Genomic DNA, 25,543 nt, shown 5'->3' with positions numbered 1-25,543 from the left:
GGGCTATGCTGTTGTTGCATCAAAGCTGACGGTCTGCGTCACCTTTTCCGATAGGGTATCGGCCCTGTCGCTGGACTGGAACCAGATATAAAAACAGGTTCCGATACCCGGCCGTGAGCGGACCTCGATTTCCGCATCATAGCGCTGCAAAATACCATAGCTGACTGACAGGCCCAGCCCCGTGCCGCCATTGGTCTTGGTGAAAAACGGATCGAAAATCCGGGGCAGAATATCCGCTGGAATACCACAGCCGGTATCGCGTATGACCAGCAGCGCCCCCTGGCCCTTCCAGTCACGGCTGCGCAGCGTGAGGTCGCCCCCCTCATCCGATGCGTTGACCGCATTGATAATCAGATTGATCAGAACCTGCTGAAACTGTTGATGGTTGCCGCTGACCCGCCGCGCCGCCCGCAGGTCGAGGCCAACGTTGATACGTTTGCGGTCCAGGTCATGACGCACCAGCATCAATGTGTCATGAACGACCTGATTGATGTCGACTGCCGTATCATAGGCCTGATAGTCGGCGGGCCGGGAATATTGCAGCAGGTTATTGATGATGGAGCGGATGCGGTAGACCTGTTTGATGATCAGGTCCGCCTCTGTCTGAACCGGCGCCAGTTGCTCACCCAGTTCCGCAATGATGAAATCCATATTGCCCAGGATCACCGCCGTTGGATTGTTGATCTCATGAGCGATCCCGGCGGTCAGTTCACCGATGGCGGCCAGCTTTTCCTTACCAACCAACTGCTCCCGCGTGCGCCGTAAAAGCCTCAGGTTTTCCTCCAGATCCAGTGTCCGGCGACGAAGCTGTGCGGTGCGATCCTCCACCTTCTGCTCCAGTTCATCGGCAGCCGCCTGAATCTGGTCCCGCTGTTCCTGCAACTGGTCCAGCATGTCGTCAAACTGACGGGCGAGTGTGACCAGTTCATCCCCGTCATGCCGCCAGCCAATCCGCTGGTCCTCACCCTTGCGGATATGGGCGACCACCTTGGTCATGGCCTCAACCGGCTTGAAGATCGAACGCGCAATCAGGACCGCAAGCAGGATACAGACCGCCGTCACGCCACCAAAAAGAACCAGCAGTCTTTTAAGATCGGTGAAATAGATATCCTTGAACGGCGCTTCCAGGAAACCGGCATAGAGCATACCGACGCGCGCGCCGTTCACATCCACAATCGGTTCATAGGCGGAAACATACCATTCGCTGACCACGAAGGCCCGGTTGATCCAGCGTTCCCCCCGCCCCAGGACACGATCGCGGACTTCCTCCGATACGCGCGTGCCAAGCGCCCGCACACCCGGCTTCTGCAACTCCCGGGGCACGTTGGTATTGATCCGGACATCCTCCAGAAAGACCGTAACCGTCCCCAGGCTGTCCTTTGCCAGGCTGCCCTGGCTGTAGACCATGTCACGCAGGCTGTCGACGAAGGCAAAGTCCCGGTTCACGAGAACGCCACCGACAAGGAAGGCTTTCACCGCACCGCTCTTGTCCCGGATGGGATAATAGCTGTGCAGAACCATGCCGCGGTCTTCCACCTGGCGGTCAATCGGCTTCGCCCGTGGCGTCGGCACAAGGGGAAGGTAAACCCGGTCCGGCAGCGTGGCGTCAATCGCGGCCAGATCCCGGTCAGAGAAAATCTCGACGCCGGTGGCCGAACCGTCTTCTACGGACCGGTCAAGCAGGACCGATTTCTTGTAATCGCAACGGGAGGGGTTCCAATAATCGCAGCCGGACGGATCGGCGATATAGACGAAGTCAAAGCCCTGACGCCATCGGAAACCGTCCAGCAGTTGGCGCACCTCACGCTGCCTGTGCGCGGACTGGCCGTCGCCGAACAGGTCATCGAAAAGGACATGCGACTGCGCCATGGCGGCCATCTGAGCCAGATAGTCCCGCTGTGCCTGAAGAAAGGCCTCATGGGCGACGGAAAGGTCGCTATTCACCTTCATCAGCAATTGGCGATAGCTGATATCGTTGCTCCAGATGAAGGCCACACTGACAATTGCGGGCACGAAGACCATGGCCGGAAAGACCGCCAGCAACAGCAGCTTGTAGCGCAGACTGGCGGATAGCGCGTTATAGACCCGCCTAATCACTGCCCGTCACCTCACCCCAGCCTTGCAGCTTGCGGGTCAGGGTCTTGCGGTCGACGCCCAGAGCTTCCGCCGCCCTGGTCTTATTGCCCCCGTGCCGTGCCAGGACCTTGCTGATATGATCCTTCTCAACATCTTCCAGCGACCAGGCAATCGGATATCCCTGCCCGGCGCCGTCACGACTGTCGCCCTGGCTCAAGATATCCCTTGGAAAACATCCCAACAGCAGGCAGCGCTCGATCATATTTTTCAACTCCCGCGCATTGCCCGGCCAGTGATAGGCCTCCAACGCACGGTAATCTTCCTGATCGAACGGCACCTCGACCATACCCAACTGCCTTGCCAGCAATTGCGAGAAATAATGCGCCAGCGGCATCACATCTTCATACCGTTCACGCAGGGGCGGAATAGTGAGCGTGACCACATTCAGCCGGTAGTAGAGGTCCGCCCGGAACTGTCCGGCGTCTTTTTCCGATTCCAGATTACGGTTGGTCGCCGCCAGGATGCGAACATCGGTCTGGATTTCCTTCTCACCACCGACCGGACGGATGGCGCGTTCTTCCAGAGCACGGAGCAGTTTGGCTTGCATCGCCAGCGGCATTTCCGCGATCTCGTCCAGGAAAAGCGTTCCACCCTCCGCATAGGAAAACAGGCCGTCGCGGGCCTGGTTTGCCCCGGTAAAAGCCCCTTTCACATGACCGAATAATTCCGATTCGATCAATTCCGACGATATCGCGCCGCAGTTCACCGGAACAAAGGGTCCGCTGCGCCCGCTTTCCTTATGAATGGCATTCGCCACCAGCTCTTTACCGGTGCCGGTCTCCCCCTCGATCAACACAGCCGACGGACTGGGTGCAACGCGGCTGATGATCAGGCATAACTCCTGATAGGCCTCGCTTTGCCCGACCATCCCCTCAACGGAATAGAAATTATCGATCCGCCGGCGCAGCACGAAATTCTCCCGCCGCAGACGGCGGTTTTCCACGCAACGGCGAACGGTGGAGATCATCTGCTCCAGACGGAACGGCTTGAGGATGAAATCCGCCGCACCGAGACGCAGGGCGTCAATTGCCTTGTCCAGGTCGGCAAAGCCGGTCATGAAAACCACATCGGAGGGAGAGGCCGTCTCGCGAACCGACTTGACCCAGTCGACGCCATTCATGCCGGGCAGGCAGATATCGACGATGAGGAGGTCGAAATGGTTGTTCGCACGCAGGTTTTCGGCTTGCTCCGCCGAAGTCGCAACCTCTACCTGACTGTAGGTCTTGGTAAGGGCACGTTCCAGAAAGCTGCAGATCCCCTGTTCGTCATCGACGATCAGGATTGAAAAGCCAATCTTGCCGCTGTTCACATCCGTCTCATCCGGGTTGGAGACCCCGGACTTCTCCGGTGCAACGGTGCCCTGCACGCTATTGATCACGTCACCCCCATGTCCCGTTCGTTATTGCAACAGCCAGGCTCACGGCATGTCCCGCCCCGGCCGATTTTCGTCAACGCTACCTGCTCCACACCGGTTTGTCATCTGTCTTGAAACCGCGCAAAGCCGCAGAATTGCTGGACCTTGCCAACATGGCCGCACCGATGCGGGGCATTTTGCCCCATATTGCCAAAATGCCGGGGCAATATGCCTCGATTGCCAGTATCAATCATTATATCGATTTCGCCGATCATTACGGTTTCCCTGATATTTTCTGGTTTGGCACAGGGCTTGCGCTTTATGGACGCGCCGGGTCCCACCGATCCAGCTCACGAATAGGGAGGAGGCTTTTCCGATAATCCTCACAAAAATGGGAAAGCCTGCAAAAGAACCAAGGAGAAGCAAGTCATGTCCAGTATTTGGGCCATGCTTTCAAAAGAGCATATTGTTGCCAAGCCGGGCTTTAACCGATGGCTGGTGCCACCGGCGTCGATCGCGATTCATCTGTGTATCGGATCGGTCTATGCCTGGAGTATTTTCAACGCACCGCTGGTCAAGGAATTCGGGGTCGTTACCAGCGCGGCGGACGACTGGAGCCTCAGTTCCGTTGTCTGGATTTTCTCAACCGCCATTGTGTTTCTGGGCCTGGCCGCCGCAATCGGTGGCAAGTGGCTGGAAAAAGTCGGCCCACGCGCGGTCGGTGTACTGGCCGCAATCTGTTGGGGCGGCGGCTTCCTGATCGGCAGCCTCGGCATTGCCAGTCACCAGCTGTGGCTGATCTATCTGGGATATGGTGCCATTGGCGGCATCGGGCTGGGACTGGCCTATGTATCGCCGGTCAGCACCCTTATCCGCTGGTTCCCGGACCGTCGCGGCATGGCGACCGGCATGGCCATCATGGGCTTTGGCGGCGGCGCCATGATCGGCGCGCCGTTAAAAACCTATCTGCTCAGCGTCTTCTATGAGGCCCCGCAATATCTGGGCAAGGTTGCGGATGTGAATCTGATCACCGAAAGTGGCCGCCGCTTTGCCGAAGTGGCGGGCGAGCGCCTGGAAGTAGTCGTGGCAACCGCCGCCGATATGGCGAAAACCCCGATTGCAGGACCGGAAGGCGTTTATGTTGTCGGCACCGGCAGCACAGGCGTCGGAAGTGTCTTCCTGACGCTGGGCATCGGCTATTTCATCGTCATGATGATTGCCGCCTTCTCCTATCGCGTTCCGGCACCGGGCTGGAAACCGAAAGGCTGGACCGCACCGACAAGCGACGCCTCCGCCAAGCGCATGATCACCGATGATCATGTCCATATCGACCAGGCCTTGAAGACGCCGCAGTTCTATCGTCTGTGGCTCGTCCTGTGCCTGAATGTGACCGCCGGGATCGGCGTGATCGGCGTCGCAAAAACCATGATGACGGAAATCTTCGGCTCCACCCTTCCCGGCGTCGTCGATGCCAGTTTCGCGGCGACCTATGTCCTGATGATTTCGGTCTTCAACATGTGTGGCCGTTTCTTCTGGGCCTCGCTGTCGGATTATATCGGGCGCAAGAACACCTACCACTGCTTCTTCGTGCTGGGCATGATCCTCTATCTGTCGATCCCCTTTGTGGCGGATCAGGTCAGTGCGAACCCGGCTGTGATGTGGCTGGTCCTGTTCTATGGCGCGACCATGATCATCTTCACCATGTATGGCGGTGGTTTTGCGACCATTCCGGCCTATCTGGCGGATGTCTTCGGCACGCTTCATGTGGGCGGCATCCACGGTCGCCTGCTCACCGCCTGGAGCACAGCTGGCGTGTTGGGGCCCTTCGCGATCACCTATCTGCGCCAGCAATCGCTGGAGAATGCCATTGCCGATCTGGCGTCACGGGTTGACCCGGCGGCCTTCCAGGCAAAATTCGGCGAAGGCATGGGCAAATTACAGGAACTGGTCGCGGCCAAGACGGTGACGGTTCAATCCCTGATGGAAATCGCCCCGGCAGGCACCGTCGACCCGACACCCAGCCTGTATAACACCACCATGTATGCCATGGCGGCCCTGTTGCTGGTGGCGTTTTTCGCCAACCTCGGCGTTAAACATGTGGACGGCAAGCACCATGTCCAGAACACGCATCCCGAGCATGCAATGGGAGAGGCCGATTAGGCCTTTTCTTGCCTGTTTTTGACAACATCCCCGGCCTGAAAAGGCCGGGGATCCTTACTTTCAGGGCTTTGATAGAGAACACCAATCACGTCATTGACAGTAACAATTGGCGGCGCGGTAGTGACCTATGTCATTAACACGAAAAAATAGAAAATTGATCAGCCAAAGGACAAGGCTATGACGTCTATGGAACGGGACCGTATGATCGATACGGCTGTGGGCCTGTGCGAAAAATACCGGAATGAGCCCGCACTATTACTGGAAATCCTCCACGACCTGCAGGAGACAGTGGGATACATCCCCGAGGAAACGCAGCCTGCAATCGCCAAATGCCTGAACCTTGCAAAGGCGGAAGTGCATGGCGTGGTCAGCTTCTATCACGACTTCCGAAGCGCGCCCGACAGTAACATCACCGTCAAGGTCTGCCGCGCCGAAGCCTGCCAGTCCATGGGGGCGAACCGTCTGCTGGAAGACATTCTGGCCCGCAACGGCCTGCCCAAGACCGGGACGTCCGATAAAGGCGTGACAATCGAAGAAGTTTATTGCCTCGGCAATTGCGCGCTGGCCCCGTCCGCCATGATTGGCGAGCGCCTGATGGGCCGTGTGACGGCTGATCGTCTGCAATCCGCAATCGAAGGGGTTGGCGCATGACACTGACAGTTTACATTCCCGATGACGCCGCCGCCCTCTCCGTTGGTGCCGACGACGTGGTCGCCGCATTACAGACAGCGGCTGTCTCAAAAAACATCGACCTGACCGTGATCCGCAACGGCTCCCGCGGGATGCTCTGGGCAGAGCCTCTGGTCGAACAGGTGACCGACAAAGGCCGCATGGCCTTCGGGCCGGTATCTCCGGAAGACGCAGACGCCCTGCTGGACGCCATGGTAAATGACAGCGACCACCCGCTGTCGCTGGGGCCAACCGACGAAATCCCGTATTTCAAGGATCAGGAACGCCTGACCTTCGCCCGTGTCGGCCTGATCGATCCGCTGAACCTGGGTGATTTCGAGGCCAATGGCGGATTGGCAGGGCTCAAAGCCGCGCTTGCATTGGACCCGGCTGACATCTGCGGCATCGTTACAGAATCCGGCCTGCGCGGCCGTGGCGGTGCGGGCTTCCCGGCGGGAATCAAATGGAAAACCGTCCATGATCAGGACGTGGACCAGAAATACATCTGCTGTAACGCCGACGAGGGCGACAGCGGCACCTTCGCCGACCGCATGCTGATGGAGGGCGACCCCTTCTCCCTGATCGAAGGCATGATCATCGCCGGTCTCGCCACCAAGGCGACCCAGGGCATTGTCTATATCCGCTCCGAATACCCGCATGCCATCGCCAAGATGCAGCGCGCCATCGACGTGATGGAAGAGGCCGGTTGGCTGGGCGACAACATCAATGGCAGCGGCAAGGCCTTCAGCCTCAAGCTCCGCAAGGGTGCTGGCGCTTATATCTGTGGCGAGGAAAGCTCCATGCTGAACAGCATAGAGGGCAAACGCGGCACCGTGCGATCCAAGCCGCCGATCCCCGCAATCCAGGGCCTGTTCGGCAAACCGACCATCGTCAACAATGTGCTGACGCTGGCCACCGCACCGATCATCCTGGCCAGGGGCGCGGATTTCTACAAAAACTACGGCATGGGCCGGTCCACCGGGACCCAGGCCTTCCAGCTTGCAGGCAACATCAAACGCGGCGGCCTTGTCGAGAAAGCTTTCGGTGTCACGATCCGCGAACTGATCGAAGGCTATGGTGAAGGGACCGCCAGCGGTCGTCCCTTCCGAACCGCACAGTTGGGCGGACCTTTGGGCGCTTATGTCTCCGACGATATGTTGGACCTGCCCATGGATTACGAAACCCTGGCCCAGAACAAGGCCATGCTGGGTCATGGCGGGATCACCGTCTTCGACGAGACGGTAGATATGGCAGAGATGGCACGTTTTGCCTTTGAATTCTGCCAGATCGAAAGCTGTGGCAAATGCACGCCCTGCCGGATCGGCGCGGTGCGTGGCCGCGAAACCGTGGAAAAGGTCCTGCGTGGCGAGGATGTCGCCCGCAACATCGCGTTGATTGAAGACCTCTGTGAAGTGATGACCGACGGGTCGCTCTGCGCCATGGGAGGACTGACCCCCATGCCGGTCCTGTCCGCCCTTCGCCTGTTCCCCCAGGATTTTGACCGCGCCCCGGCGCTGGCCGCCGAATAAGGAGAGAACCATGGGTATCCTGAAAGAAGTCGATCACGGCACTGCGGCTGGCACCGGTGAACCCATCACCCTTTGGGTTGACGATGTGGAAGTCACCGTGCCGGAAGGCAGCTCCATCATGCATGCCGCCTCTCAGGTGGACCGCCCGATCCCGAAACTTTGCGCCACCGACAGCCTGGACGCCTGGGGCAGTTGCCGCATGTGTCTGGTTGAGGTCGAAGGCGTCAAAGGCACGCCGTCTTCCTGCACCACGCCGGTGCGTGAAGGCATGCGGGTGACCACCCAGAACGCACGGCTGGAAAAAATCCGCAAAGGCGTGATGGAACTTTATATCTCCGACCATCCGCTGGACTGTCTGACCTGCCCGACCAATGGCGACTGCGAATTGCAGGATATGGCGGGCACCGTGGGCCTGCGCGACGTGCGCTATAGTATGGAAGGGGAGAACCATTTCGATGCGGCCTCCAAAGGTCCCATCGATATCTCCAACCCCTATTTCCAGTATGATGCCTCCAAATGCATTGTCTGCTCCCGCTGTGTCCGCGCCTGTGAGGAAACTCAGGGAACCTTCGCACTCACCATCGAAGGCAAGGGTTTCGACAGCCGTGTTTCACCGGGTATCCAGTCGGATGATTTCTTTGCCTCCGACTGTGTGTCCTGCGGGGCCTGCGTCCAGGCCTGCCCGACAGCAACGCTGGTTGAGAAATCCGTGGTCGATCACGGCATCCCATCGCGCAGCGTCGTGACCACCTGCGCCTATTGCGGGGTTGGCTGTTCCTTCAAGGCGGAAATGCAGGGTGACCAGGTCATCCGCATGGTGCCCTGGAAGGACGGCGGCGCCAACGAGGGCCATTCCTGTGTGAAAGGCCGTTTTGCCTTTGGCTATGCCACCCACAAGGACCGCCAGACCGAACCGATGATCAGGGACAAGATCACCGATCCCTGGCGCAAGGTCAGCTGGGATGAGGCCATCGCCTTTGCCTCTGACAGGTTGAAAGAAATCCAGGCCAAATATGGCCAGGGTTCCATCGGCGGCATCACCTCGTCCCGCTGCACCAACGAGGAAGTCTACGCGGTGCAAAAGATGATCCGCGCCGCCTTTGGCACCAACAACGTGGATACCTGCGCCCGTGTCTGCCACTCACCGACCGGTTATGGTTTGAAGACCACGCTTGGCACCTCTGCCGGTACACAGGATTTCAAATCCGTCGAGAAGGCCGACGTGATCCTGTTGATCGGGGCCAACCCGACCGACGCCCATCCGGTATTCGGCAGCCGTATGAAAAAACGCCTGCGCGCCGGGGCCAAGGCCATCGTCGTCGACCCGCGCCGGATCGACCTCGTGCAATCCCCGCATATCCAGGCCGCGCACCATATCCAGATGCGTCCCGGCACCAATGTCGCTGTGTTGAATGCGCTTGCCCATGTAGTCGTCACCGAGGGTCTGGTCGACGAGGCATTTGTCAACGACCGCTGCGACATGGGTGAATTCGACCGCTGGCGGAATTTCGTTGCCGAAGAACGCAACAGCCCGGAAGCGCTGGCTGAAATCATCGGCACTGATGCAGAGGAACTGCGCAAGGCAGCGCGCCTTTACGCCACCGGCGGCAATGCGGCCATCTATTACGGGTTGGGTGTCACCGAACACAGTCAGGGTTCCACCACGGTCATGGCCATGGCGAACCTGGCGATGGCGACCGGTAACCTTGGCCGTGAAGGTGTCGGCATCAACCCGCTGCGCGGCCAGAATAACGTGCAGGGCTCCTGTGATATGGGCTCCTTCCCGCATGAATTCCCCGGCTATCGCCATGTGGCCGACGATGCGGTCCGTGGTCTGTTCGAGAAGGATTGGGGTGTGGAGCTGCTGGCAGAACCCGGCCTTCGTATTCCCAACATGTTCGCCGCCGCCGTCGACGGCAGCTTCAAGGGCATGTTCGTGCAGGGCGAGGACATCGCACAATCCGACCCGAACACCGCCCATGTGGAAGAGGCACTGCGGTCGCTGGACTGCCTGATCGTCCAGGACCTGTTCCTGAACGAAACGGCGGCCTTCGCCCATGTCTTCCTGCCCGGCACCTCCTTCCTGGAAAAAGACGGCACCTTCACCAATGCCGAACGCCGCCTGAACCGCGTGCGCCCGGTGATGAAGGAACAGTCCGGCCTCAGCGAATGGGAAGCCGTCTGCCGCCTGGCCCAGGCCATGGGCTATGACATGACCTATGAGAATCCGGCGGAAATCATGGCGGAAATCGCCCGACTGACGCCGACCTTCGCCGGTGTGAGCCATGCCCGCCTCGATGCCGGGGAAAGCCTGCAGTGGCCGGTCAACGACGCCAACCCCGATGGCTCCCCCACCATGCATGTGGGCGGCTTTGTCCGGGGCAAGGGCCTGTTCATGGTGACCGAATATGTGCCCACCGACGAACGCAGCACGCGGCTTTACCCGCTGTTGCTGACCACGGGCCGTATTCTCAGCCAGTATAATGTCGGCGCCCAGACCCGCCGGACGGAAAACAACATGTGGCATCCGGAGGATATTCTGGAAATCCATCCCTTCGACGCGGAAGAACGCGGCATTGCGGATGGGGACATGGTGTCTCTCGCCAGCCGCATGGGGGCAACAACCCTGCGGGCGCAAGTATCCGAACGGATGCCCCAGGGCGTGGTCTATACCACCTTCCACCATCCATTGACCGGGGCCAATGTGATCACCACGGATAATTCCGACTGGGCGACCAACTGTCCGGAATACAAGGTAACGGCGGTACAGATCACACGGTCCAACCAGCCATCCTCCTGGCAGGAGGAACGCGAGGATATCGCCCGCAAGAACTATCGGATTGATATCCATGCCGCGGAGTGAAGCGATACGCCGTCCCGATCCTGTCGGGGCGGCGGCCACCTCACGCCATGCCGCCGGCGTCGCCGTTAATCCTGCGGGGATGCGCCGATCCGAATGGCAGGTAGCGGAAGAAGTCCCGCTCGCCATCCTTCTGAATGGTGAAGATTTCGCCGTGATGATGGTGACGCCTGCGGATCTGGAGGATTTCGTCCTCGGCTTTGCCCTGACGGAAGGTCTCGTCGGAACCACGGACGACATCCGTAAACTGTCTGTCACGCGGGCCTCCGACGGCTATATGGCGAATGTATCCCTGGACCCGCAGAAGGTGGAGAAGGCCGATGGTCGCCGACGCCGCCTCGCCGGACGGTCCGGTTGTGGTGTCTGTGGGGCGCAGAGCCTGGCCGCCGCCATAACCAAACCCCGAAGGGTCCGGGGCAGCCTGCCGGAGACAAAGGCAATCCATGCCGCTTTCGCCGGTTTCTCGGACCGTCAGGTCATGCGGCGCGAAAACCATTCGACCCATGCCGCGGCCCTGTGCGGACAGGACGGTCGCATCCTGTTGATCCGCGAAGATATCGGGCGGCACAATGCCCTGGATAAACTGGCCGGTGCCGTTGCCAGGGGTGATTTCGACGTCACCCAAAGCTTTGTTCTGCTTTCCAGCAGGGTCAGCTATGAAATGGTTCAGAAATCCGCTGCCATGGGCGTGCCGCTTGTCGCTGCCGCGTCGGCACCCAGCGCCCTGTCCCTGCGCGTGGCCAAGGCCGCCGACCTGACCCTTGTCGTGAAAGCCCGCGACAGCCTGATGTATTTTCACCCAAAAGATTTTTCGGAGTCCGCCCAATGAAACAGGCAGAACTGGTCCGTATGGCCAACCAGATTGCAGACTTTTTCAAAGCCTACCCCCAGGAACAGGCAATCGACAGCGTTGCCCAGCATGTCGTGGATTTCTGGGACCCGCGCATGAAAGCCGATATCGGCACCATCGTGGCGCAGGACAACAGCGGCCTGTCCGATCTTGCCCGGGCCGGACTGGAAAAAACGCTGTCATAGAGAACCGGGACCGGCCGCATGGATATTCGCCAGCTCCAATATCTGATTGCCCTTGCACAGGAACAGCATTTCACCCGTGCGGCCAAGGCCTGCAATATTACCCAGCCCACATTATCGGGCCGTATCAGGCAGTTGGAAAAGGAACTGGGCGTTCCCATCGTCACACGCGGCCATCGTTTCCACGGTCTCACCGAAGAGGGCATGCGCATTGTCGCCTGGGCCCAGCGTATCGTCGAACATTGCGACGGCATGCGCGAGGAACTGGCAGCCCTTTCCGGAGACCTGCGCGGTCGTATCACCCTGGGGGCCATTCCCTCGGCACTGCCCATGATTCCCATCCTGACCGAACCCCTGCGCCAGTCCTTTCCCCAGGTCGGCTTTACCATCCTGTCACGCAGCTCCGACGAAATTGCCCGCCAACTGGAAGATTTCTCGATCGACGCCGGCGTGACCTATCTGGATAACGAACCAGTGGAAAAAAGCCTGACCTGTCCACTCTACAAGGAACGCTATCGCCTGTTTGTTCATGAGAGCCACGCATTTGCCGGGCGGGACAAGGTCTCCTGGGAAGAGGCCGCCGGTCTCAATCTCTGTGCGCTGACACCGGACATGCAAAACCGCAGGATCGTCGATGCGGCCTTCCGTCAGATGAACTGCCTGCCAGAACCGGAGATCGAGAGCAATTCGATCAACAATCTGTGCTGCTATGTCCAGACCGGCGCCTATGCCGCCGTGTTGCCGGAAAACCAGTTGAATGTGGTGGGCGAGACAGGGGGCCTGCGCGCGATCCCCCTGGAACAGCCAACCGTTGAACATGTTGTCGGCCTGGTAGTCCACGATCGCGATCCCCTGCCGATCCTTGTCGCCTCCCTCGCAGACACGGCCAGAAAATTTGGCGGAATGCTAAAGTGATCGGCCATTATCTCGCATATATTGTTGGAACTTAACGCCATTCGACGGCATGATCCGTGAAAAGCCTTGGGAGACAATCATGCCACATAGCCTCATCACCCCGGACCATATCGAACGCTATCAACGCGATGGCGTTGTCCTGATCAAGGGTCTCTTCCGGGATTATGTGGAAACGTTGCGCCTTGGCGTTGAGGCCAATATGGCCGCCCCCGGTCCCTATGCCGCTGAAAACCTGAAGCCGGGTGAAACAGGCCGCTTTTTCGACGACTATTGCAACTGGCAGCGCATACCGGAATTTGAGGATGTTATCCGCAACTCTCCCGCCGCCGAAGTTGCCGCCGACCTGATGCAATCCAAGTCGGCGCAAATCTTCCACGACCATGTCCTGGTCAAGGAGCCGGGAACATCAAAGCCGACACCCTGGCATCAGGATGCACCCTATTATTTCGTGGACGGGCGGCAAACCGTCAGTTTCTGGTCTCCGCTTGACCCGGTGAAGGAAGCCTCGCTTCGTTGCGTGGCCGGGTCTCATCTGTGGGACAAGCCTGTGCTGCCAACCCGTTGGCTGTCGGAAGAAAACTTTTACCCTGATGAGGATGCCTATATCCCGGTGCCCGATCCGGATGCGGACGGCATGACAATCCTGGAATGGGAAATGGAGCCGGGCGATGCCGTGGCATTCAACTACGGTATTCTGCACGGTGCCCGAGGCAATGAACGCGCGACCCGCCGCCGTGCCTTTTCCTTGCGCCTGGTTGGTGACGATGCGCGCTATATTGAACGGCCAGGCCGTACGTCCCCACCTTTTCCGGGCCACGACATGAAACCGGGGCAACGCCTTCGCGAAGACTGGTTTCCGGTGGTTTTCCGGCGATAGCCCCCTCGTTAGCCCTGCGCATAGGCGCGCAACGCCCTGAAGAGATAATCGTTGACGAAGCGCATGCGCGGGTTCTGTTGAAGGTCCGCGTGCATGGTCAACCAGACCGGCAAGGCAGGCAGGGCCAAATCTTCCAGAAAGGCAACCAGCCCGGGCGTCTGCCTTACAAGCGGCATCTGGGCAAAACCGATGCCCGCACCGGCCTTGACCGCCTCCCAAAGCACCATGCTGGAATCGGAGCGTAGCGCAAAGAAGTCACGGGTGACCGGAACCCCCATCGCGGCAAAGCCGTCAATCATTACGCCATTTCGGTCCATGCCGAGGACATCGTGGTCGAGCAGATCTTCCTTTTGCACCGGCCTGCCATGGCGTTCCACATAGTCTGAAGCCGCACAGGCAACCAGCGGAATGTCGGCCACATGCCGCGTTACAAGGTCCAACTGATCGGGGCGCACCATGCGAATGGCGATATCCGCATCACGACGCAGCAGATTATCAACCCTGTCACTTGCAACCACCTCCACCTGGATACCGGGGACTTCCCGGCGCAGGGCGGCGATAATCTTTGGCAGGACGAGCGCACCAATCACCTCGCTGGCGGTAATACGGACTGTTCCCTCCAACTGCCGGGAGTGACCTACGGCGAGACGTTGGATCGTATCCGCATGGGCCTGCATCCGCCGTGCATCTTCCAGAAGTTTCGCCCCGTCGCCGGTCAGCAAATAGCCGCGCCGTCCCCGTTGGAATAAGACCAGCCGCAGGGTCGCTTCGAGTTCCGCCACATGCCGCCCTATGGTGGGCTGACTTGCACCCAGCCGACGGGCCGCCGCCGAGAGGCTTCCCGTTTCCGCCACCGCAACAAAGCTCTTCACCAGGTTCCAGTCCAATTCGACCACCTATGCATTTTTGAATATTTAAGACACATAATTAGGCAATTTTCTTAAATCAATGAATAGTCCATGTCTATGGGGTCCTTGGCTGAATGAGAAAGAGAACACCATGACCACCATCGCCATCCTCGGCGCAAAGGGCCGCATTGGACTGGCCGCCGCCCGCGCCTTTCTCAACAATGGCTACACCGTTATTGCGGTCACCCGCGACGGCACCATCGCGACCGACCTGCAATCCGTCGAAACGCGCATGGCCGATGCAACGGACCGGCAGGCGCTGGTCCGGGCAACGGAAGGCGCGGATATCATTTTCAACGGCCTCAATCCGCCCTACACCGATTGGGCGCAACATGCCCTGCCGATCGCCCGCAACGTCATTGCCGCAGCCAAAGCCCACGGGGCCACGCATCTGTTTCCCGGCAATGTCTACAATTATGGACATGCGATCCCGCCGGTGGTCCGTGAAACATCGCCCTTCTCACCCTCCACACGCAAGGGCGCCATCCGCATTGAAATGGAAGCGCTGTTCGCAGAGGCCGCTGTCCTCGACAGCGTACAGACCGTGATCCTGCGGGCCGGAGATTTCTTTGGCGGCAGTCGGGGAACCTGGTTCGATCTCGTCATTACAGCCAAGCTGGCCAAGGGTGTTTTCACTTGGCCGGGACCACTGTCGCTTCCCCATGCCTGGGCCTATGTGCCCGACCTGGCAGACGCCTTCGTCGCCCTGGCAGACAAACGTGCAAGCCTGAACAAATTCGACCAGTTTCTTTTTCCCGGTCACACAATGTCGGGCGACCAGATGCGCGGCCATATCGAGACTTCGCTAAACCGCAGATTGAAACTGGCAGGGGTGCCCTGGACCATGCTGAAAATGGGCGGGCTGTTCGTGCCGATGTGGCGGGAAATTCATGAGATGGCCTATCTGTGGTCCGCACCGCACCGGCTCGACGGGTCCGGACTGCAGGCGGCAATCGGCCCGTTACCGCACAGGCCGGAAGAGGATGCCATCCGCCTGGCGCTTGCCGACCTGGGCCTGTTGAACATCCGCAACGCAGCCTGAAAGGCGCGGTACCACAGTCTGCAAGCACCCCAGACAATGCTGTTTGCCCTGCCAGCCCGAAAAGCCGCATTCAACATAATGACATTCCTAACAAATTGGTCTAACTTGAATCCAAACAGGGGATAATCATCAGGGCAAAATCTATATGCGGAATATCAACCGTCGCACGATCCTGAAAGGGGCTGCGGCTTTGGTGGTGGGGGGAAGCTTTCTCCCTGCCCTGGCAAGCAGGGGTTTTGGAGCCAGCGCGAAGACACTCCCGGCGAAGTCACCACTGGGCATGGCGGACGACCTTGCCAACCCGCCGGAAATTCATTCCGTCAACGGCGAGCTGCGCACCGACCTCGCCATGGCAATCACAAAGAAGTTCCTGCCAGCGGGCGAAGCCGCCTTACGGATTTTCGAAGGCGGGTTGCCGGGGCCAACCCTGCGCATCCGGCCTGGCGACGTCATGGAAATCGCTTTTGCCAACAACATGCCGCCCAATGAAGACACCACGCTGGTCAATCCGAATATCCCGAACCAGTTCAATACGACCAACGTCCATTATCACGGTTTCCACGTGAGCCCGAAGGGCAACAGCGACAATGTTTATCTGAACATCGAACCGGGACAGAAATTCAATTACATCGTCAAACTGCCGGAAGACCATCCCGCCGGGAACTATTGGTATCACCCGCATCGCCACGGGTCCGTTTCCGCACAGGTTGCCTCCGGGGCCGCCGGGATGGCGATCATCGAGGGCACGCTGGAAAGTGTACCGGAAATCAAGCAATGCGTGGAGCGCGTCATGGTGATCCAGGCACCGATCCGGGGAATTGACGGCATCCTGACGTCTGAACAGCCGATCTGGCCTCTGGACGCAGAACGGGACTTCCTGATCAACGGGCAATACAAGCCCCGCATCTATATCCGTGAAGGCGAGATACAGCACTGGCGCGTCCTGCACGCAGCCGATGCACAGTTCTTCCCACTGCGTCTGGATGGCCTAGACCTCTATGAAGTAGGTTTTGACGGCAACCCGCGCCCGAAAGCCGAGAAGATCGAGGAAAGCCATCTGGCACCCGGCAACCGGGTTAACCTTCTGGTCAAGGGCCTCAAGCCCGGTGTCTATCCTCTGATGCGTCCGGCCTTCGACCAGGGTAAACAACCCTTGCCGGAAGTGGAACTGGCGGAGGTTCATGTAATCCCGGACGATCACCCGAAACTGGGCGCAAACCTGCTCTTCGGCCGGTCCGTCCCGCAAGGTGCACTGCCGAAAAACAAGATGCTCAAGGACATCACCGACGACGAGATCACCGGCCACCGCAAAATGGTCCTGGGTGTGTCGGAGGTGAAAGGCTTCTTCCACGACACCGAATTCACCATCAACGGAAAACCCTTCGACCCACGCCGCGACGACGTGGTGGCCAAGGTCGGGGATGTCGAGGAATGGACGCTGATCAACACCACGCCCTTTCCGCACCCGATCCATATCCATGTGAACCCGTTCCAGGTGATGTCGATCAACGGCGTGCCCGACCCCCGTAAACCCTGGCAGGATACCGTCGCGGTGCCTGCCGGCGGCACGGTTGTTTTCCGCACCCGGTTCGAGGATTTCGACGGGCGTTATGTCATGCATTGCCACATCCTGCCCCATGAGGACACGGGCATGATGATCAATGTGAATATCGAAGCATGAGGGGGGACCCAATGACCTCAAAAACCCTAGCCGCCACCATCCTGGCGGCCTCTTTGGCGATGGCCTCCGCTGCTTATGCGGATGACAGCAAATCGACTGTTCCCGCAAAAGCCCATCAGTGTTTTTCCTGTCACAGTGCGACCGGCAAACCCTTGCTGGCCGATGTGCCGATCATCGCCGGTCAGCAGCCGCTGTATCTCTACAACGCGCTTCAACATTACAAGACCGGCAACCGCAACGGCGGACAGGCCCTGGTCATGAAGGAAATCATCAAGGATCTGAGTAACGAGGATCTGAAAACTTTGGCAGATTGGTTTGGGGAACAGAAATGATCAGCATGACAAAACGGATGACCGCCTCTATCGGTGCAATCACCCTGGCAGCGGGCCTGGCTTTCAGCACTGTTGCACAGGCCAAGGATGACCTGCTTTACCTCATTGAGCCGGAAGGCCAGGATCTGTTCATGCATTCCGAGATACAGTCGGACTATTTCAGTCTGGCGAGCTACTTGGAATTCGAACAGGTGCAAACCTTCTGCGGCCCGGCAACCATGGCCGCCGTCCTCAACAGCCTGGGCGTCGAACGGCCCAAGCCGCAGCAGCTCTACCCCTATGCATTGTTCACCCAGGACGAGATTTTCACCCCGGAAAACCAGGCGGTGAAATCCTATGCCATGGTCGACCATGAGGGCCTTGTCCTGCCGCAGATCGCCACCTTCCTGACCAATCTGGGGGTGACAGCCAGCTATAAACACGCCTCGGACCTGTCCGTTGACGAGCTGCGCGAAATCATCAAAGCAGCGCTCTCCGACAAGAACAAGCGCCTGATCGTCAACTATTCCCGTAAACCGCTTGGTCAGATTGGCGACGGCCATATCTCGCCCGCCGCCGCCTATGACGCAGACAGCGACCGGGTCCTGATCCTGGATGTTGCGAAATACAAATACCCGCCGGTCTGGCTGACGGTCGCAGAACTGCATGAGGCCATGATGCTCAAGGACCCCAGCTCCAACAAAACCCGCGGCATCGTTGTGGTGAGCCGATGAGACTTTCACGCAGAAAACTGCTGGCGACTGCGGCTTTCACGCCTTTCGCGTTGAAGGCACAGGCCAGCAGCCTGGGCGCCGACAGCCGGATTTTCGAGGCTGCGGTCCGCCAGATCGGCGGCGTCGTCGATATCCCTGACATCATGCTGCGCGCGGCGGAAAGCGAATTCACCCGCAAATTCGGCAACGCTGCGCGTCACGCCTTTGTCGCCGCCATGGACGGGCAGACCATCGAAATGGCGATTACCCGCGCGGGCGACCAGGCCGATACCCTGAAAGAGCAGATCACCTTCATCACCAGCTTCCTCTATACGGGCGAAGTGCAACGCGATAACGAATCCAAGACCCTCTACTACCCCTGGTGCCTGGCCTGGAATGCCACCGGTTTCACCAAACCGCCCGGGGTTTGCGGCGGCCCGGCCTTCGGACATTGGGAGCATGCACCATGGCAGTAAAAGGAGACATGGAAGCAACCGTTGTCGTGATCGGCTCCGGCATGGCAGGGGCGCATCTCGCCTATACCCTGTCGCGCAAGGGCGTCGACGTGCTGATGCTGGAAGCAGGTGACCGGCGAACACGCAACGATTATGTGGAAACCTTCTACAACAACCCGGTGAAAGGGCCGCAGTCGCCCTATCCCAGCATCCCTTCCGCGCCCCATCCGACCGATGGCGGCTATGACGATTTCTACGTCCAGGGCGGGCCGGATGAATTCATCGGGGCCTATCTGCGCATCTTCGGCGGCACCTCCTGGCATTGGACCGGCTTTGCCGATCGCCTGCGCCCGGCGGATTTCCGCATGAAGACCGACTATGGCGTGGCTGAGGACTGGCCCATCGACTATGACCTGCTGGTGCCTTATTACCAGCGCGTGGAAAAGCGTTGGGGCGTTGCCGGCAGTATGGATTTTGTCTGGGGCGCACCGCGTGAAGTCCCTTACGAGATGCCACCGATTCCCGCCTCCTATATGGATAAACAGGTGGAAAAGGCCCTGAACAAGCTGGGCCTGCGTTCAGGTATCTTTTCCCATGCACGCAATTCGGAAATCTATGACAACCGTCCGGTTTGCTGCGGCAACAACACCTGTGTGCCCATCTGCCCGATCGGCGCCAAATACGATGCGTCCGTTCATGCCGAAAAGGCTGAAAAGGCCGGAACGCGGGTGGAAACCAACGCACTGGTCACTTTCATCGAGATCGGCCCCGACCAACAGGTCACACGTGTTAAGGTTCAGCGCCCCAATGGCGAGACCTTCTGGGTCAAAGGCAAAATTTTCGCGGTCTGCTGCCATGCCATCGAGAACCCGCGTCTGTTGTTGAACTCCAAACAGGAGACGGCCCCCAACGGTGCTGCCAACTCCTCCGATGCTGTCGGGCGCAACCTGCTGACCCAGGCCAACCAGGATACCTGGGGCCTGACGGCGGAACCGGTTTATCCCTATCGCGGGCCACAGCAGACCTCCGGCCTGATCGAACGGCGGGACGGGGATTTCCGCTCAAATATGGCGGCCATCGGCACCAGCTTCATGAATGACGGCTGGTCCGGCAACAGCGACGCCACCAATCTGGCCCAGCAATTCATCAAGGATGGTCTCACCGGGTCCGCACTTGCCAACAAAATCTCCGAACAACTGTCGAGGCATTTGCGCCTGAACAGTTCGGCTGAGGTGCTGGCCGACTGGAACAACCGGGTGGAACTGGCAGATGAGAAAGACACCGCAGGCGTGCCCAAGCCCAAGGTGACCTTCACGATGGACGATTACACCAAACAGGGCCTCAAGGCCGGGCTGGACATCAACCTGAAAGTCTTCGAGACCATGGGCGCAACAGAGGTACAGAATAACGAACCCTATCTTTCCAACGCGATCATTGGCGGCACGACCATCATGGGCACCGACCCGACGAAATCGGTCGTGGATGCGGACCTGATCGCCCACGACCATCGCAATATGTATATCCTGGGCTCCAGCAGCCATGTGACCATGCCGGTCAACGCGCCATCGCTGACAATTGCGGCACTGGCGATCCGTGCGGCAGAAAACATGATGCGCAGCCTCGCGGAGTAACCTGTATGTTAAGACTGCTCGGCCTCTTCGGGATGGTCCAGATCTGTTTCGTTTTTCTGGGCAATGCCCTCAAGTCGGTTGTCACGTCTACAATTTTCACGGACGAGGGCACCTTCGCGAGCTTTTTGCATATCTCCGTCGACAAGACCGGCATTCTGGTTGAGTTGCTGGTCGGCAGTGCGGTTCTCGCCCTGGCGATGACCCCGGTCATCCTGACGCCACAGCGGGCGCGGAAAATATCCTTCTGGGCGGCGGCCCTGTCCGTGATCTGCTTCGGTTTGCTTGGCGTGGTCATGATCATCAACCCGTCGCTCTTTACCCGCGAACTGGCCGTGATCGCCACCTTCACCCTGGGCGGTTTCTGTATTGCCTTCTTTGCACCGCTTGCCCAGCAAGCTATCAACAGCAACCCGGATCAGACCAGCCGCGTGGCCCTGACTACAATCTGGACATCTGCCCAGCCGGTCGCCTTCCTGATCACGCCACAGCTTGTCAAATATGTCGCCCAGGATGTCGGCACCGGGCAGTTCTTCCTTGGATTTGCAGCCATTCCCCTTGTCATCATGCTGCTGTCGCACTGGATATTCCCACACCAGACGGAAGCAACCTCCACCGACACCCCGCCCTCCGTCCTGTCACGCCAGGCCCTGGGATACATCTTTGCCGGGCTGATTACCTTCGAGGCGATGACTGCGGCGGTATCCTTCGTTGGCCTGGATGCCCCGGCGACCCTCGGCCTGATGGGACTTTTCGCCCTGATCGTGCTGGCGGCAGCCCTTCGCTATATCAGGGCGGACCGCACGAGCCGCCTGAACCTGCCGCCTGTCGCCCTGTTCCTGATGCTATCACTCTTCATTCTGGAGATGCCGACGACCGGTCTCTATGATTCAGCCTATCTGGTCCGGCATCTCTGTTCCTCGACCTTGATCGAGGACCGGGCAACCTATGGTGCCGCCGCCCAGATATTGATGGTTTTTGTTGCGGGGGCCATCTTCACCCGCAATGAAAAAAGTCTGCCTTATCTGTTGGGTCTCGGCATTCTGCTGCTTATCATCGGAACGGTAGGATACACCTATTATCCCGACCTCCTGATCAATGCGGATTTCTTCTATATCTCCAAGATGATTGCCTCTGCCGGCATGGGCATGGTCACGACAGTGATCGTGGCGCTTGTCATGGCGGAATGTAAGGATAATCCGCTTATGACCCTGGCACCGGCCTTCGTGATCATGTTTGGTACGGAGTTCGGCCTGGAAACACTCGAAATCCTGTTCGAAGGGGTAAAGCTGATGGGATATGGCGAAGTTGCCGCCTATCGCTTCGTTTTCGTTGCCCAGGTCATATTAGTCCTGGCAGCCATCCCGCTTGCGGTTGCCGGGGTCCGGATCAAGGCAAAGCCATCCCGGCCACTGGCGCGGCAAACAGCATGATAACAATGCAGGGCGGGCCCTTGTTCCGCCCTGCATTTGCCGATGCGTCAATATAGGTCTCGATTTTTTCGTAATTGTCGCTATATACGGCCCAGGGCAGCATTTTGCCTGCCTTCCTGATTTCCCGGAGCGAAAGAGGCCCCATGCCAGACCGTAGCGCCGCCCATAAGGCCGTCGACAATAATTACTGGATGCGACAGATCAAAGCCGCAGAGCTGACGGATGATGCGTCCATCCTCGTGGTCGGTGGTGATCGTGACGAATTTGCCTCCCTGTTGGACCACAAGGTCAACGCCTCTTACGTCGACGCGGACAATCTCGACAGCAGTGACGTTCTAAACGATGTCGAGGCAGACAGTCTGGACGCAATCCTGGTCCGCGATGCCTTGTGGCAAACAAAGAACCCCGCAGCCTTCTTCGACAAGGCGCAGGCCGGTTTGAAGCCCGGCGGCCATCTGGTGATCATGGAACCGGGTATCACACTGGTCAGCTGGCTTTTTTACAGTCTAGGCCGGGATGCCAGGATGAATTTCAAGGTCGATCCGCTCGCCGATGACCAACGCCCGCCGCGCAACCTTGCCCGGCCATCCCTGTTGTTCACCAAACTGGAAAACAGAATCGCCTTCATGGAGCGTTTCCCCCAGCTGCATATCACAAAGCAACGCTGGGTATCCATGCTGGCCGGGCCGCTGAGCGATATACGCGGTGGTTATTCGTTGATCCCTGAATCCACCGTCAAAGGCATTCTGGATGTGGAGGAAACCCTGTCGCCGTTCCTGGCGCGGTGGTTGTCCTTCCGCCTGTTCCTTGTCATGGAAAAACGCGCCAAGTCGTAAAGGACACCCATTCGATGGATACCCTGCAAATCGTGATCGGCTATATGGCGGCTGGCCTGACCACTTTTTCCTTCCTGCCGCAGGTCATCAAGGTCTGGCGCACACGTTCCACACGGGATGTGTCACTTTCCATGTTTCTGGTGCTTTGCTGCGGCGTCAGCCTCTGGCTGGCCTATGGGCTGATGCTGGGTGACTGGCCGATGATCCTGGCCAATGCCATGACATTGGCGCTGGCCAGCACGGTGGTCTATTTCAAGATCCGGCACGGCTGACCAAAGGCCGCCGCGCCGGAAATCTCATAATCAGAACTCGTTGCCGAGGCGTTTATAGCCTTTGACCAGTTCTTTGTTGGCCTCGACCACACTCTCAGAGAAAGTGGACTGGTCCGCGTCGACCTGTTTGATGTCTTTCAGATCGTCGTTGGAATGAATGGTCGTGGTGGACGGGATGTGGAACCGTTCGGGCACATCACAGCCTTCAACCACAGAGTTGTGGCGCACAACCGCCCCGTTGCCGACTTCGCAGTTGAACAGGACCGAGTTAAAGCCGATGAAGACATCATCACCGATCACACATGGCCCGTGGACAATGGATCGATGCGCAATGGAAGAACGTTCGCCGATCTGGACCCGGGCACCGGCCTTGGAATGGATCACAACGCCGTCTTGGATATTGGAGTGGGCACCGATAACGACCGGCTCCATATCACCTTCCTCATTCACCTCATCCGCGCGGATCACGGCATAGGGACCAACAAAGACCCCTTCTTCGATGATGATCTTGCCGCAGACGATGGCAGTCTTGTCTACATAGGCGTCAGGCGAAATAACGGGCAAGTCTCCGTTTGGGTTCTTACGAATCATTGGGCATACCTTCCCTATCAGGACTAACAAATTGCTCCGCAGATATAAGGGACATGACCCGGCTGACAAGCCCTCAATAGCAATCGAATGGCTTATCGGTCCACTTTTGAGCCCGGCAAGCCTGAATAGTGGCCCTGTTCAATTCCAGTATTCCCCGACTAGTATGGGGCCAATTAGACAACTGTGGTATAATTCGGGCGACAGAGGCCGGACAATGGATACAAAGTTAAGCGTCAATTTGAACAAAGTCGCGCTTTTGCGGAATCAACGTCATGTGGGCTATCCCTGCCCCGTAGAGGCAGGCCGGACCATCCTCGCGGCCGGTGCCCATGGCCTGACTGTCCACCCCCGTCCCGATGAACGCCATATCCGCCGCCAGGATGTTTATGACCTTGCCAACATGCTGGACAAGGAAGGGCACAAGGCCAAAGGCATCGAGTTCAACATCGAAGGCAACCCCTTCGACGATTTCATGGCGATCTGCCGGGACGTACGTCCTGACCAGGCGACACTGGTGCCCGATGACCCGAACGCCGCAACCTCCGACAATGGATGGGACGTGAGCAACAAGGCGGTCCGCGACAGGCTGACGCCGATCATCAGTGAACTGAAGGATATGGGATGCCGCGTATCCCTGTTCATGAACCCGGAACCCGACCTGATGGCCTATGTGGCCGAGGTTGGGGCCGACCGGATCGAGCTGTATACCGGCCCCTATGCAGATGCCTTTGAAACCGGTACCTATCAGGATGTCCTGGCTGACTATGCCGCGGCGGCAAAAGCGACAGACGACCTGGGACTGGGCGTGAACGCAGGCCATGACCTGACCACGGAAAACCTGTCGGCCTTCAAGGAGGCCGTGCCGATGCTGGCGGAGGTCTCCATCGGCCACGCCTTCACGTCCGACGCCCTGTGGATGGGTTTTTCCGGCGCAGTGGAGGCATATCTCTCAGCATTGGGCTATGGTAATATTCAACCACTTAGGATGGCGCAGCCCTCCTGATGCCGTCGCTAAAGGCTTTGAACGGCATTAAAACCGCAGGCAAACACTGGGATATCGCTTAAGGTTTCCTTGCGGTTTTCCGGTGAAGGGCTTATGAAAGCGCCGCGCAAAAGCGCAGATTTTCAACCTTCAGGAAGCTCAAGAGCCGGACCATGGCCGATATTGTTGTTGCCGCTCTCTACAAATTCGCCGACCTGCATGACTATCAGGACATGCGGGAGGATTTGCTGACCTATTGTGAAAAACACATGGTCAAGGGAACCTTGCTGCTGGCGAAGGAAGGCATCAACGGCACCATCGCCGGGTCCCGTGGCGGCATTGACGCCGTTCTGGGCTATTTGCGGGCCGATCCGCGTCTGGCCGATCTGGACCACAAGGAAAGCCATGCCGAGGAGCCCCCCTTCCTGCGTATGAAAGTGCGCCTGAAGAAGGAAATCGTGACCCTGGGCCGCCCCGAAGCCAACCCCACCGAAAAGGTCGGCACCTATGTCAGACCGGAAGACTGGAACATCCTGATCTCCGACCCGGACGTAACGGTTGTTGATACCCGCAACGACTACGAATATGCCATTGGCACCTTCAAGGGCGCGATCGATCCCAACACCAAGTCCTTCCGCGAATTCCCGGACTATGTTGCGGAGAACCTGGACCCGAAGAAACACAAGAAGGTCGCCATGTTCTGCACCGGCGGCATCCGCTGTGAAAAATCCACGGCCTATATGCTGGATCAGGGATTTGAAGAGGTTTTCCATCTGCAGGGCGGCATTTTGAAATATCTGGAAGAGGTGCCCGCAGAAGAAAGCCTGTGGGAAGGCGACTGCTTCGTCTTTGACGAACGTGTGGCCGTCGGCCATGGCCTGTCACTCACCGACTATGACCTGTGCCGCGCCTGCCGCCGCCCGGTATCCGACGAAGACCGCCAATCGGACAAATATGAAGAAGGCGTCAGTTGCCCGACCTGCCATGATGAGCAGACGCCGGAAAACCGCGCCCGCGCCCGTGAGCGCATCCGCCAGGTGAAGCTGGCCGAGGCCCGCAATCAGTCCCATGTGGGGCCACGCGAAAACTAAACACCCTTCGACCTTGAAAGCAGCCAGAACATTCTCGGCCCGGCCCACGCCGGGCCGCAATGATTATG

The 25,543-nt window shown here is 58.7% G+C and carries 23 protein-coding genes; 19 read left to right on the top strand and 4 right to left on the bottom strand.

The genetic code is table 11. The annotated features are described in order from the left end of the window. Positions 1 to 3: 3 nt before the first annotated feature. The gene (locus tag IF205_RS05725) at positions 4 to 2,097 is read right to left on the bottom strand and encodes a sensor histidine kinase (RefSeq protein ID WP_259782332.1); all 2,094 of its coding nucleotides are present in this window, start codon (positions 2,095 to 2,097) and stop codon (positions 4 to 6) included. Continuing rightward, a complete protein-coding gene (locus tag IF205_RS05720) occupies positions 2,090 to 3,514 on the bottom strand; it encodes a sigma-54-dependent transcriptional regulator (protein WP_259782331.1) in 1,425 nt (474 codons plus the stop codon). Before IF205_RS05720 ends, IF205_RS05725 begins: the two co-directional genes overlap by 8 nt. 405 nt (positions 3,515 to 3,919) lie before the next feature. On the opposite strand from IF205_RS05720, the gene IF205_RS05715 reads away from it, so the two are divergent. From IF205_RS05715 to IF205_RS05680, 8 genes are all read left to right on the top strand, one after another. Next, on the top strand, positions 3,920 to 5,650 hold the full coding sequence (locus IF205_RS05715; protein WP_259782330.1) for an OFA family MFS transporter: 1,731 nt from the start codon (positions 3,920 to 3,922) through the stop codon (positions 5,648 to 5,650). A 177-nt stretch (positions 5,651 to 5,827) separates the two neighbouring features. Then, a complete protein-coding gene (locus IF205_RS05710) occupies positions 5,828 to 6,301 on the top strand; it encodes an NAD(P)H-dependent oxidoreductase subunit E (protein WP_259782329.1) in 474 nt (157 codons plus the stop codon). Continuing rightward, positions 6,298 to 7,848 carry a formate dehydrogenase beta subunit gene (locus IF205_RS05705; RefSeq protein WP_259782328.1) on the top strand — a complete coding sequence of 517 codons (1,551 nt, stop codon included), beginning with the start codon at positions 6,298 to 6,300 and terminating at the stop codon, positions 7,846 to 7,848. The genes IF205_RS05710 and IF205_RS05705 overlap by 4 nt, the downstream gene beginning before the upstream one ends. Before the next feature lie 10 nt (positions 7,849 to 7,858). Continuing rightward, complete coding sequence (gene fdhF, locus IF205_RS05700) at positions 7,859 to 10,711, top strand: formate dehydrogenase subunit alpha (protein WP_259782327.1); 2,853 nt, start codon at positions 7,859 to 7,861, stop codon at positions 10,709 to 10,711. Beyond that, a complete protein-coding gene (gene fdhD / locus IF205_RS05695) occupies positions 10,698 to 11,537 on the top strand; it encodes a formate dehydrogenase accessory sulfurtransferase FdhD (RefSeq protein ID WP_259782326.1) in 840 nt (279 codons plus the stop codon). Before fdhF ends, fdhD begins: the two co-directional genes overlap by 14 nt. Beyond that, entirely contained in the window at positions 11,534 to 11,743 is a 210-nt protein-coding gene (locus IF205_RS05690) for a formate dehydrogenase subunit delta (protein ID WP_259782325.1), read from the top strand. Before fdhD ends, IF205_RS05690 begins: the two co-directional genes overlap by 4 nt. Before the next feature lie 18 nt (positions 11,744 to 11,761). Then, complete coding sequence (locus IF205_RS05685; protein ID WP_259782324.1) at positions 11,762 to 12,655, top strand: LysR family transcriptional regulator; 894 nt, start codon at positions 11,762 to 11,764, stop codon at positions 12,653 to 12,655. 79 nt (positions 12,656 to 12,734) lie between these two features. Beyond that, the gene (locus IF205_RS05680) at positions 12,735 to 13,532 is read left to right on the top strand and encodes a phytanoyl-CoA dioxygenase family protein (protein WP_259782323.1); all 798 of its coding nucleotides are present in this window, start codon (positions 12,735 to 12,737) and stop codon (positions 13,530 to 13,532) included. 8 nt (positions 13,533 to 13,540) lie between these two features. Here the strand turns inward: IF205_RS05680 and IF205_RS05675 are convergent, their stop codons facing one another. Then, positions 13,541 to 14,419, bottom strand: a complete 879-nt coding sequence (locus IF205_RS05675) for a LysR family transcriptional regulator (RefSeq protein ID WP_259782322.1) — start codon at positions 14,417 to 14,419, stop codon at positions 13,541 to 13,543. Positions 14,420 to 14,531: 112 nt separating this feature from the next. Between IF205_RS05675 and IF205_RS05670 the strand changes: the two genes are divergently transcribed. The 9 genes from IF205_RS05670 to IF205_RS05630 all read left to right on the top strand — a co-directional run bounded on the left by IF205_RS05670 (position 14,532) and on the right by IF205_RS05630 (position 22,811). Continuing rightward, a complete protein-coding gene (locus tag IF205_RS05670; RefSeq protein ID WP_259782321.1) occupies positions 14,532 to 15,482 on the top strand; it encodes an NmrA family NAD(P)-binding protein in 951 nt (316 codons plus the stop codon). Between the two features lie 145 nt (positions 15,483 to 15,627). Further along, on the top strand, positions 15,628 to 17,163 hold the full coding sequence (locus IF205_RS05665) for a multicopper oxidase family protein (RefSeq protein WP_259782320.1): 1,536 nt from the start codon (positions 15,628 to 15,630) through the stop codon (positions 17,161 to 17,163). An 11-nt stretch (positions 17,164 to 17,174) separates the two neighbouring features. Next, positions 17,175 to 17,495 (top strand): c-type cytochrome, encoded by a 321-nt coding sequence (locus IF205_RS05660; RefSeq protein WP_259782319.1) that lies wholly within the window; start codon positions 17,175 to 17,177, stop codon positions 17,493 to 17,495. Further along, positions 17,492 to 18,208 carry a phytochelatin synthase family protein gene (locus IF205_RS05655; protein WP_259782318.1) on the top strand — a complete coding sequence of 239 codons (717 nt, stop codon included), beginning with the start codon at positions 17,492 to 17,494 and terminating at the stop codon, positions 18,206 to 18,208. Before IF205_RS05660 ends, IF205_RS05655 begins: the two co-directional genes overlap by 4 nt. Next, positions 18,205 to 18,663: a hypothetical protein gene (locus IF205_RS05650; protein ID WP_259782317.1), complete on the top strand. Its 459-nt coding sequence runs from the start codon at positions 18,205 to 18,207 to the stop codon at positions 18,661 to 18,663. The genes IF205_RS05655 and IF205_RS05650 overlap by 4 nt, the downstream gene beginning before the upstream one ends. Then, positions 18,654 to 20,273, top strand: a complete 1,620-nt coding sequence (locus IF205_RS05645; RefSeq protein WP_259782316.1) for a GMC family oxidoreductase — start codon at positions 18,654 to 18,656, stop codon at positions 20,271 to 20,273. Before IF205_RS05650 ends, IF205_RS05645 begins: the two co-directional genes overlap by 10 nt. Positions 20,274 to 20,278: 5 nt before the next feature. Then, a complete protein-coding gene (locus IF205_RS05640; protein WP_259782315.1) occupies positions 20,279 to 21,703 on the top strand; it encodes a hypothetical protein in 1,425 nt (474 codons plus the stop codon). Positions 21,704 to 21,846: 143 nt separating this feature from the next. Continuing rightward, positions 21,847 to 22,539, top strand: coding sequence for a methyltransferase domain-containing protein (locus IF205_RS05635; protein ID WP_259782314.1), 693 nt, complete (start codon positions 21,847 to 21,849; stop codon positions 22,537 to 22,539). A gap of 14 nt (positions 22,540 to 22,553) precedes the next feature. After that, positions 22,554 to 22,811: an SWEET family sugar transporter gene (locus IF205_RS05630; RefSeq protein ID WP_259782313.1), complete on the top strand. Its 258-nt coding sequence runs from the start codon at positions 22,554 to 22,556 to the stop codon at positions 22,809 to 22,811. A 30-nt stretch (positions 22,812 to 22,841) separates the two neighbouring features. Here the strand turns inward: IF205_RS05630 and IF205_RS05625 are convergent, their stop codons facing one another. After that, positions 22,842 to 23,402, bottom strand: coding sequence for an LbetaH domain-containing protein (locus tag IF205_RS05625; RefSeq protein WP_259782312.1), 561 nt, complete (start codon positions 23,400 to 23,402; stop codon positions 22,842 to 22,844). Positions 23,403 to 23,616: 214 nt separating this feature from the next. Between IF205_RS05625 and IF205_RS05620 the strand changes: the two genes are divergently transcribed. Both IF205_RS05620 and trhO read left to right on the top strand, forming a co-directional pair. Next, the gene (locus IF205_RS05620; protein WP_259782311.1) at positions 23,617 to 24,405 is read left to right on the top strand and encodes a pyridoxine 5'-phosphate synthase; all 789 of its coding nucleotides are present in this window, start codon (positions 23,617 to 23,619) and stop codon (positions 24,403 to 24,405) included. 152 nt (positions 24,406 to 24,557) lie between these two features. Then, positions 24,558 to 25,475, top strand: coding sequence for an oxygen-dependent tRNA uridine(34) hydroxylase TrhO (gene trhO, locus IF205_RS05615; protein WP_259782310.1), 918 nt, complete (start codon positions 24,558 to 24,560; stop codon positions 25,473 to 25,475). Positions 25,476 to 25,543: the final 68 nt, after the last annotated feature.

Origin of the sequence: Aestuariispira ectoiniformans, assembly GCF_025136295.1 — a bacterium.
GTDB classification, from domain to species: Bacteria; Pseudomonadota; Alphaproteobacteria; order UBA8366; family Aestuariispiraceae; genus Aestuariispira_A; species Aestuariispira_A ectoiniformans.
This window is presented reverse-complemented; position numbering and strand designations above follow the sequence as displayed.

Bases quoted from the DNA above. Each gene is read 5' to 3' on its own strand.
- IF205_RS05715 (WP_259782330.1), top strand. From the start codon at position 3,920: ATGTCCAGTATTTGGGCCATGCTTTCAAAAGAGCATATTGTTGCCAAG.
- IF205_RS05710 (WP_259782329.1), top strand. From the start codon at position 5,828: ATGACGTCTATGGAACGGGACCGTATGATCGATACGGCTGTGGGCCTG.
- IF205_RS05705 (WP_259782328.1), top strand. From the start codon at position 6,298: ATGACACTGACAGTTTACATTCCCGATGACGCCGCCGCCCTCTCCGTT.
- fdhF (WP_259782327.1), top strand. From the start codon at position 7,859: ATGGGTATCCTGAAAGAAGTCGATCACGGCACTGCGGCTGGCACCGGT.
- fdhD (WP_259782326.1), top strand. From the start codon at position 10,698: ATGCCGCGGAGTGAAGCGATACGCCGTCCCGATCCTGTCGGGGCGGCG.
- IF205_RS05690 (WP_259782325.1), top strand. From the start codon at position 11,534: ATGAAACAGGCAGAACTGGTCCGTATGGCCAACCAGATTGCAGACTTT.
- IF205_RS05685 (WP_259782324.1), top strand. From the start codon at position 11,762: ATGGATATTCGCCAGCTCCAATATCTGATTGCCCTTGCACAGGAACAG.
- IF205_RS05680 (WP_259782323.1), top strand. From the start codon at position 12,735: ATGCCACATAGCCTCATCACCCCGGACCATATCGAACGCTATCAACGC.
- IF205_RS05670 (WP_259782321.1), top strand. From the start codon at position 14,532: ATGACCACCATCGCCATCCTCGGCGCAAAGGGCCGCATTGGACTGGCC.
- IF205_RS05665 (WP_259782320.1), top strand. From the start codon at position 15,628: ATGCGGAATATCAACCGTCGCACGATCCTGAAAGGGGCTGCGGCTTTG.
- IF205_RS05660 (WP_259782319.1), top strand. From the start codon at position 17,175: ATGACCTCAAAAACCCTAGCCGCCACCATCCTGGCGGCCTCTTTGGCG.
- IF205_RS05655 (WP_259782318.1), top strand. From the start codon at position 17,492: ATGATCAGCATGACAAAACGGATGACCGCCTCTATCGGTGCAATCACC.
- IF205_RS05650 (WP_259782317.1), top strand. From the start codon at position 18,205: ATGAGACTTTCACGCAGAAAACTGCTGGCGACTGCGGCTTTCACGCCT.
- IF205_RS05645 (WP_259782316.1), top strand. From the start codon at position 18,654: ATGGCAGTAAAAGGAGACATGGAAGCAACCGTTGTCGTGATCGGCTCC.
- IF205_RS05640 (WP_259782315.1), top strand. From the start codon at position 20,279: ATGTTAAGACTGCTCGGCCTCTTCGGGATGGTCCAGATCTGTTTCGTT.
- IF205_RS05635 (WP_259782314.1), top strand. From the start codon at position 21,847: ATGCCAGACCGTAGCGCCGCCCATAAGGCCGTCGACAATAATTACTGG.
- IF205_RS05630 (WP_259782313.1), top strand. From the start codon at position 22,554: ATGGATACCCTGCAAATCGTGATCGGCTATATGGCGGCTGGCCTGACC.
- IF205_RS05625 (WP_259782312.1), bottom strand. From the start codon at position 23,402: ATGATTCGTAAGAACCCAAACGGAGACTTGCCCGTTATTTCGCCTGAC.
- IF205_RS05620 (WP_259782311.1), top strand. From the start codon at position 23,617: ATGGATACAAAGTTAAGCGTCAATTTGAACAAAGTCGCGCTTTTGCGG.
- trhO (WP_259782310.1), top strand. From the start codon at position 24,558: ATGGCCGATATTGTTGTTGCCGCTCTCTACAAATTCGCCGACCTGCAT.